Here is a 6,483-nt window from a genome sequence, read left to right as displayed (position 1 = left end):
GAAGGTTCTTGAGCTTCTTGAGGTTCTTGCCTTTCCTCCATAGAGATTAATTATAGCACACGCTTTGAAAATGAAGGCTAAAGGCTAATGAAGGTTATCTCCAAGTTCGGACTAACTATAACAAGGTTCTTCAGAGGTATTAAGGTCCACCTTTCTTTCGTTAGCTTCTCCGAAGAGACCAAAACAGCCCTTTCTCCTCTCAAGGATTTACTTCTCAATAGCTGTCTTGTTTCCTCTGATAGGTATTCAAAGAGGTCATAATCAGGGTTTTCTCTCTTGAGAAGATAAAGGGAGTAGTATTTTTCATTGCTTGAGGCATCCCTGTATGCATATATTCTATACCCATCGGATAGTATGAAGTTCAATCCAGTGTAGTTTTCGCAGTTATAAACCATGCTTAAAGCACTTTTTATACCTTCAAGCACCTCTCCATGTCTTTCAATTTCCTGCATTATCAAAAGGAAATACACTTCTGAGTCTGTATTCCCCTCAATTAGCCTAAGGTAGTCTTCACTTAAGTATCCTTTCAGACATTCTCTATTTACGCTTCCGTTGTGTGCAAATATCCAATTTTTGAAAATAAAGGGATGGGCGTTTACTTTGGAAGAATTGCCATAGGTAGCGTATCTAACGTGTGAAAGGATAATCCTTGAACGCACCGTTTCTACCACGGAGAAGTTATAATTGCTTATAGTTCCCACCTCTTCCAGTCCCTGCTTTATAACCCTTGCCTTCCCCTTATCGTAATATCCTATACCCCATCCATGAGGATTAGATTTTGAAAATTCCCTAAAGGGCTTATCCGCTAAGTTAAAGGAAAAATCCATATCCACCTCTTTGTTGGCTATAACTCCAAACAGTCTACACATATTATCCTCCAGACAGGCAGTTATATGCTCTCAACCGCATTTTTTATCCTACTAATACCCTCCTTTATGGTATCCTCAGAAACGCAGTAGGAAAGCCTTAGATACCCTTCCGCACCAAAGGCAGAGCCAGGAACACCTGCAACACGACCCTTTTCTATGAGATAGTCCGCAAGTTTTAGGTCTGAACCCAGTTTTTGTGAGTAATATGTGAAATTTGGAAATATATAGAAGGCTCCCTTAGGCTTGACTACGCTTACCTTTGGTATCTCCCTCAATAGACTGTAAGCAAGGTCTCTTCTCTTTTCAAAGGTTTTTCTCATATTTTCCACAAAGGTTTTGGCTTCTGGATTTTTTAAAGCCTCTAAGGCTCCATACTGGGCAAAGGTGGTGGCGTTGGAAATGCTTTGACTGTTTAGGTCCGCTATTACCTTTGCATATTTTTCTGGACAGGCTACATAACCCACACGCCATCCTGTCATAGAATAGCTCTTTGAAAAGGCATTAACGGTAAAGGTTATCTCTCTTATCTCCTTTGAGAGGCTGGCAGGACTTACAAACCTTTCTCCGTCGTAGAGAAAGGCTTCGTAGCATTCATCCGAAACTATAAGTATGTTCTTTTCAAGGCAGAGCTCCGCAATCTTTCTTAGTTCTTCTTCTGGAATTACCGCACCAGTAGGGTTAGAGGGTGAGTTAAGTATTAGCATTTTTGTCTTTGGTGTTATGTATTCTCTCAGAAGGTCAGCCTTGAGGACAAAGCCTTCTTCTTCTCTAAGTGGCACTTCTACAACCTTTGCATTACAGAGAAGTATCTGCTCTGGATAGGTTACCCAGTAAGGTGTAGGGAGTAGCACCTCATCACCCTCTTCCAAAAGAGCAAGCATAATAAGAAAAAGTGCCATCTTTGCTCCTGCGGTTATTACTATCTCAGAGGGTTTGTACTCTATACCGTTCTCTTTAAGGAGCTTCTCTGCAAGGGCTTCTCTTAGCTGTGGAATACCAGCAGAGGGTGCATACTTGGTTTTCCCTTCCTTTAGGGCTCTTATACAGGCTTCTTTTATAAAATCTGGCGTGTCAAAGTCAGGCTCTCCTGCACCAAAACCCACTATATCTACACCTTGAGCCTTGAGCTGGCTTACCTTAGCTGTAAGGGCAAGCGTAGGTGCTGGCTTTATATGAGATACTCTCTTTGCAAGCATAAAGCTATTATAACCCGAAAACTATGATATGATTTTTAGACCATGCGTATAGCTCTTTTAAGACAAGGAAAGGACCTTGGGATAAACAGACATATTTTGGCTTTTCTTGAGCTTTTTAGAGAAAAGGGTGCACAGGTGCAGGACTTTGACCTAACTGAAGGAGACCTTAAGGAAGTGGTAAACAGGCTATTGGACTTTTCTCCACTCTTCACCCTTGACCTCAACGGTAGCTGTGTGGTCTTTGGAGAAAGGAATGGCGAGAGACTTCCCATCTTTGATGCCTTTGGCTTTGTGCATGTAAGCCTCTTTACAGACGAGCCATTGTTTCACTTTCCTACCCTCTTTGACCTAAGAGAGGCAAACAACTTCCTTCCTGTAGTTACAGACCTTAAGTATGCGGACAGCCTGAGGTTTCTCGGACACGAAAGAGGCACCTTCTATATAACTCCCTTCGTAGACCCCAGTCAAATGGTAGAACCTTCATACGAAAAGGACATAGAAGCGGTATTCCTTGGACCTGTAGTAGACCCTAACATAATTGCCCAGCAGGTAGCTAATAACTTAAAAGAGGAATATATCCCATACTTTTTTGAAGTAGGTGAGTTCCTCTTTAGAAACCCAGAGGCACATATCCTTTATGTTAGCGAATATATACTGTCCATGTTTAACCAGAGTTTTCAAGAAGAGTTTAACAAATGGCGTCAAGAAAACCCTCAGGACTATGTAAGGCTTTTGAACGATATTAGTTTCTACGCAACCGCCAGAAAAAGGTGGTATACGCTTAGTTTCCTTGAGGGTATAAACCTCAAAATAGTGGGTCTTTTTGAAGGAGAGCTAAAGGAAGGACACGAGCACGTGCCAATAGAGAGCTGGGACCAAGCACTTGAAATGATTGGAAGGTCTTACATAACCATACTTAGCTACCCTCATGCAGTTCCCACTGGTATAGGCTTTGCACCTTTAGAGGTCGCCTACATGGGTAGTGCACCCTTTATAGACTATAGAGCAACCTTGCCAGGATTTTTTACACCGGGTCAAGAAATAATAACCTACCTTCCCCTTGACAGGGCGGACATAGAGGAAAAGCTGGTCTATTACTTGGAAAACCCACAGGAAGCCATGGAGATAGGTCAGAAAGCAAGGGAAAGGGTGCTTCAAAACTATACACCTCAAGATAGGGCAGAGTTTTTCTACAAGATGTTTGAAGATATACTCTCTCAGGCTCAATCAAGCCAAAACAGCGAAGGCTAATGTTTCCTACCTTTGGAACTCTGGTGAACGCAGGGCTTGTGCTGGCGGGTTCCTCTGTGGGTCTTCTCATTTCCAAAAGCCTTCCAGAAAGACTAAAGACCTCTGTTATGCAGGGCATAGGTCTTTTCACTTTGCTTTTGGGAATAAGGCTCATTTCAGAGAACAAGCCAGAGCTCTTGAAGGTCTTTTTTCTTTTGATTATTGGCTCTCTAATCGGTGCTTTCCTTAAATTGGAAGAGAGGATTGACGCTCTAACAAGCATGCAGGCAGACCTTGCCAAGGGTTTTGTTTCTGCTTCCCTGCTCTTTACCGTTGGACCCATGACCCTTATGGGTTGTGTCCTTGAGGGTGCAAAAGGAGATAGCTCTCTAATACTTTCAAAGGCTTTTATGGACGGAGCTTCTTCAATTATTCTTGCATCTTCCCTTGGTAAAGGAGTAGCCTTCTCTGCCTTGTATGTGCTTCTTTTTCAGGGTTCTATAACCCTTCTTGCTTACTTTTACGGTGAGTTTTTGAGAGAGCAATCCGTATCAAACGCACTTTTTATAGGTGGTGGACTTATGGTGCTTACCGCACTTAAAATCTTTGACCTTTTAAAAGGGATAAAAGTGCTTAACCTTATGCCTGCGCTGGTGCTTTCCTTATTTTTTTAAGTGCTTAGGTATATAACATCTGTCATTTGATATATTTTCCCCACTACCGCTGGTGAAAGCCTTTCCTCCAAAGCTCCTGCTACTTCCTCACCGCTTTGCTTATTCAATGGGTAGTTTGTGGTTATAAGGGTGCTCTTAAGAAAGTTATATCTATGGCTTATTATGTGGGAGAGGGTTTCTATCCTCCAGTCAGAGAGTCTTTCACTTCCTAAGTCATCAAGGGCTAAAAGGGGTGCGTTCAAAAGCAGGTTCATGAAGCGACTATACTTTTCCGTGTTTGCGTAGCTCTGAAGTCTGTAGAAGAGGTCCTTTGTGTCAAAAAACACACCTCTTATTCTTTTCTTTCTGTAAACGGTCTTTAGGATGGCGACCACAAGGTGCGTTTTTCCCATCTGCGGAGGACCTATGAGTGTTAGACCCTTCCCCTCTTTTGGTTCAAAGCTGTAGGCGTAGTGAATGCAGGTCTCAAGGGCTTGCTTTTGTGAGGCTGAGATAGGCACGTAGTTTTCAAACTCTGCGGATAAAAACCTTGGAGGTATGTTTAGGTATTTTTGAAGGTTGACCCCCTCATACCTGCAATCGCAAAGCTCCAATACGCCTCCTTTGTCTACAAAGCCTGTTCCGCCACATTTGGGACAATTCATGAGATAAAATATAAGCAATGCCTGTCTTTCTGCTAACGAATGACGATGGTTATTTTTCAGAAGGTATAAAAGCCCTAAGGGAAGAGTTAAGAAGTCTTGGAAGGGTTATAACGGTAGCACCAGACAGAAACCTTAGTGGTGTGGGGCACTCTCTTACCTTTACACAGCCTTTGAGGATAAGAAGGGTGGATGAGGATTTTTGGACCGTCATAGGCGGAACGCCTGCGGACTGTGTGCATTTAGGATATTACCTTTTCCTTGAGGGCAGAAAGCCAGACCTTGTCTGCTCTGGTATAAACGAAGGTCCAAACCTTGGAGAAGACATAACCTATTCTGGCACGGTTTCTGGTGCTATGGAAGGGAGGATACTGGGAATTCCTTCCGTTGCCTTCTCCGCCTTTGGAAGGGAAGATGTGGACTTTTCTCAGATAGCAAAGATAGCAAAGGAAGTGGTCCTTAAGGTCCTTGAGGTGGGTATGCCAGAGGATACCTATTTGAATGTGAACATACCAAACCTACCGAGAGAGGAAATAAAGGGCTTTATGCTTACTCGTCAAGGCAAAAGGGCTTACAGGGAAAGGGTATTAAAACTTTCAGACCCTTCTGGAAGACCCCTTTATTGGATAACCGCAGAAGAGTTTGGTTGGCATTTGGAAGAAGGCACGGATTATTGGGCGGTTTACCATGGGTATGTTTCTATAACACCCCTACAACTTGACCTTACAAACTATAGAGCTTTAGAGCTCCTTAAGAATTTGGAGAGGTAGTTGGAAAGTTTATAAACCCCCGGGACGACCTACTTTCCCGTGCGGTTCGCCCCGCACAGTATCATCGGCGCTGGAGGGCTTAACTGCCGGGTTCGGAATGGAAACCGGGTGTTTCCCCTCCGCTATGGTCCCGAGGGAAGCAACTCAATAGGTTTTCCTTCCTGTGGGTGTGCAAGTCGAACGGGCTATTAGTACAGCTCGGCTACACCCCTTACGGAGCTTCCACCTGCTGCCTATCAACCTGGTAGTCTTCCAGGGCCCTTCAGGGAGTCCTTATCTTGTGGTGGGCTTCGCGCTTAGATGCTTTCAGCGCTTATCCCGTAGCAGGATGGCTACCCGGCGCTACCTCTGGAGAGATAACCGGTACACCAGAGCCTGCCCCGTCCCGGTCCTCTCGTACTAGGGACGGACCCACTCAAGACTCCTGCGCCCGCGGCGGATAGGGACCGAACTGTCTCGCGACGTTCTGAACCCAGCTCGCGTCCCCCTTTAATGGGCGAACAGCCCAACCCTTGGGACCTGCTTCAGCCCCAGGATGGGGGGAGCCGACATCGAGGTACCAAACCTCCCCGTCGATGTGGGCTCTCGGGGGAGATTAGCCTGTTATCCCCGGAGTAGCTTTTATCCGCTGATCACTGGCCCTTCCCCGAAGAACCAGTGGGTCACTAGGCCCGGCTTTCGCCTCTGCTCGGCATGTCTGCCTCACAGTCAGGCACCCTTCTGCCCTTGTACTCTACGGCGGATTTCCGACCCGCCTGAGGGTACCTTTGGACGCCTCCGTTACCTTTTAGGAGGCAGCCGCCCCAGCTAAACTGCCCATCTGGCACGGTCCCGGCGGTGGATAACACCGCTCGGTTAGGGCCTCAGCCTGTCCAGGGTGGTATCTCACCGGCGCCTCCATCCCTCCCGGAGGAGGGACTTCACAGGCTCCCACCTATCCTGCGCAGGACAAGCCAAGGCTCAATGCCAGACTGCAGTGAAGCTTCACGGGGTCTTTCCGTCCTGCCGCGGGTAGCCGGCATCTTGACCGGCATTACAATTTCGCCGGGACTCTCCTCGAGACAGCGTGGCACTCGTTGGGCCATTCATGCAGGTCGGAACTT

At 45.9% G+C, this 6,483-nt stretch carries 6 protein-coding genes and 2 rRNA genes (1 of these 8 running past the window's edge); 3 read left to right on the top strand and 5 right to left on the bottom strand.

The genetic code is table 11. The features are described from left to right. Window positions 1-77: 77 nt before the first annotated feature. Together WKI49_05245 and WKI49_05240 are read right to left on the bottom strand one after the other, a co-directional pair. Window positions 78-869, bottom strand: a complete 792-nt coding sequence (locus WKI49_05245) for a class II glutamine amidotransferase (protein MEJ7621895.1) — start codon at window positions 867-869, stop codon at window positions 78-80. A 20-nt stretch (window positions 870-889) separates the two neighbouring features. Continuing rightward, complete coding sequence (locus tag WKI49_05240; GenBank protein MEJ7621894.1) at window positions 890-2,065, bottom strand: pyridoxal phosphate-dependent aminotransferase; 1,176 nt, start codon at window positions 2,063-2,065, stop codon at window positions 890-892. Window positions 2,066-2,107: 42 nt separating this feature from the next. Between WKI49_05240 and WKI49_05235 the strand changes: the two genes are divergently transcribed. Both WKI49_05235 and WKI49_05230 read left to right on the top strand, forming a co-directional pair. Continuing rightward, the gene (locus WKI49_05235; GenBank protein MEJ7621893.1) at window positions 2,108-3,316 is read left to right on the top strand and encodes a glycosyltransferase; all 1,209 of its coding nucleotides are present in this window, start codon (window positions 2,108-2,110) and stop codon (window positions 3,314-3,316) included. Further along, entirely contained in the window at window positions 3,316-3,969 is a 654-nt protein-coding gene (locus WKI49_05230) for a DUF554 domain-containing protein (protein ID MEJ7621892.1), read from the top strand. Before WKI49_05235 ends, WKI49_05230 begins: the two co-directional genes overlap by 1 nt. Here the strand turns inward: WKI49_05230 and WKI49_05225 are convergent. Further along, the gene (locus WKI49_05225) at window positions 3,966-4,613 is read right to left on the bottom strand and encodes an ATP-binding protein (GenBank protein MEJ7621891.1); all 648 of its coding nucleotides are present in this window, start codon (window positions 4,611-4,613) and stop codon (window positions 3,966-3,968) included. The genes WKI49_05230 and WKI49_05225 overlap by 4 nt on opposite strands. A 17-nt stretch (window positions 4,614-4,630) precedes the next feature. On the opposite strand from WKI49_05225, the gene surE reads away from it, so the two are divergent. Further along, window positions 4,631-5,380, top strand: a complete 750-nt coding sequence (surE, locus tag WKI49_05220) for a 5'/3'-nucleotidase SurE (protein ID MEJ7621890.1) — start codon at window positions 4,631-4,633, stop codon at window positions 5,378-5,380. Window positions 5,381-5,396: 16 nt separating this feature from the next. On the opposite strand, the gene rrf is transcribed toward surE, so the two are convergent. Then, window positions 5,397-5,516, bottom strand: a 5S ribosomal RNA gene (rrf, locus tag WKI49_05215). Window positions 5,517-5,547: 31 nt separating this feature from the next. Further along, window positions 5,548-6,483 (bottom strand): 23S ribosomal RNA (locus WKI49_05210) (it continues 2,768 nt past the right edge of the window).

This window comes from Aquificaceae bacterium (assembly GCA_037722135.1).
In the GTDB taxonomy this organism is placed as follows: domain Bacteria; phylum Aquificota; class Aquificia; order Aquificales; family Aquificaceae; genus Pampinifervens; species Pampinifervens sericum.
This window is presented reverse-complemented; position numbering and strand designations above follow the sequence as displayed.

Excerpts from the sequence above, each read along its gene's own strand:
- WKI49_05245 (MEJ7621895.1), bottom strand. The coding sequence starts at position 869 with ATGTGTAGACTGTTTGGAGTTATAGCCAACAAAGAGGTGGATATGGAT.
- WKI49_05240 (MEJ7621894.1), bottom strand. The coding sequence starts at position 2,065 with ATGCTTGCAAAGAGAGTATCTCATATAAAGCCAGCACCTACGCTTGCC.
- WKI49_05235 (MEJ7621893.1), top strand. The coding sequence starts at position 2,108 with ATGCGTATAGCTCTTTTAAGACAAGGAAAGGACCTTGGGATAAACAGA.
- WKI49_05230 (MEJ7621892.1), top strand. The coding sequence starts at position 3,316 with ATGTTTCCTACCTTTGGAACTCTGGTGAACGCAGGGCTTGTGCTGGCG.
- WKI49_05225 (MEJ7621891.1), bottom strand. The coding sequence starts at position 4,613 with ATGAATTGTCCCAAATGTGGCGGAACAGGCTTTGTAGACAAAGGAGGC.
- surE (MEJ7621890.1), top strand. The coding sequence starts at position 4,631 with ATGCCTGTCTTTCTGCTAACGAATGACGATGGTTATTTTTCAGAAGGT.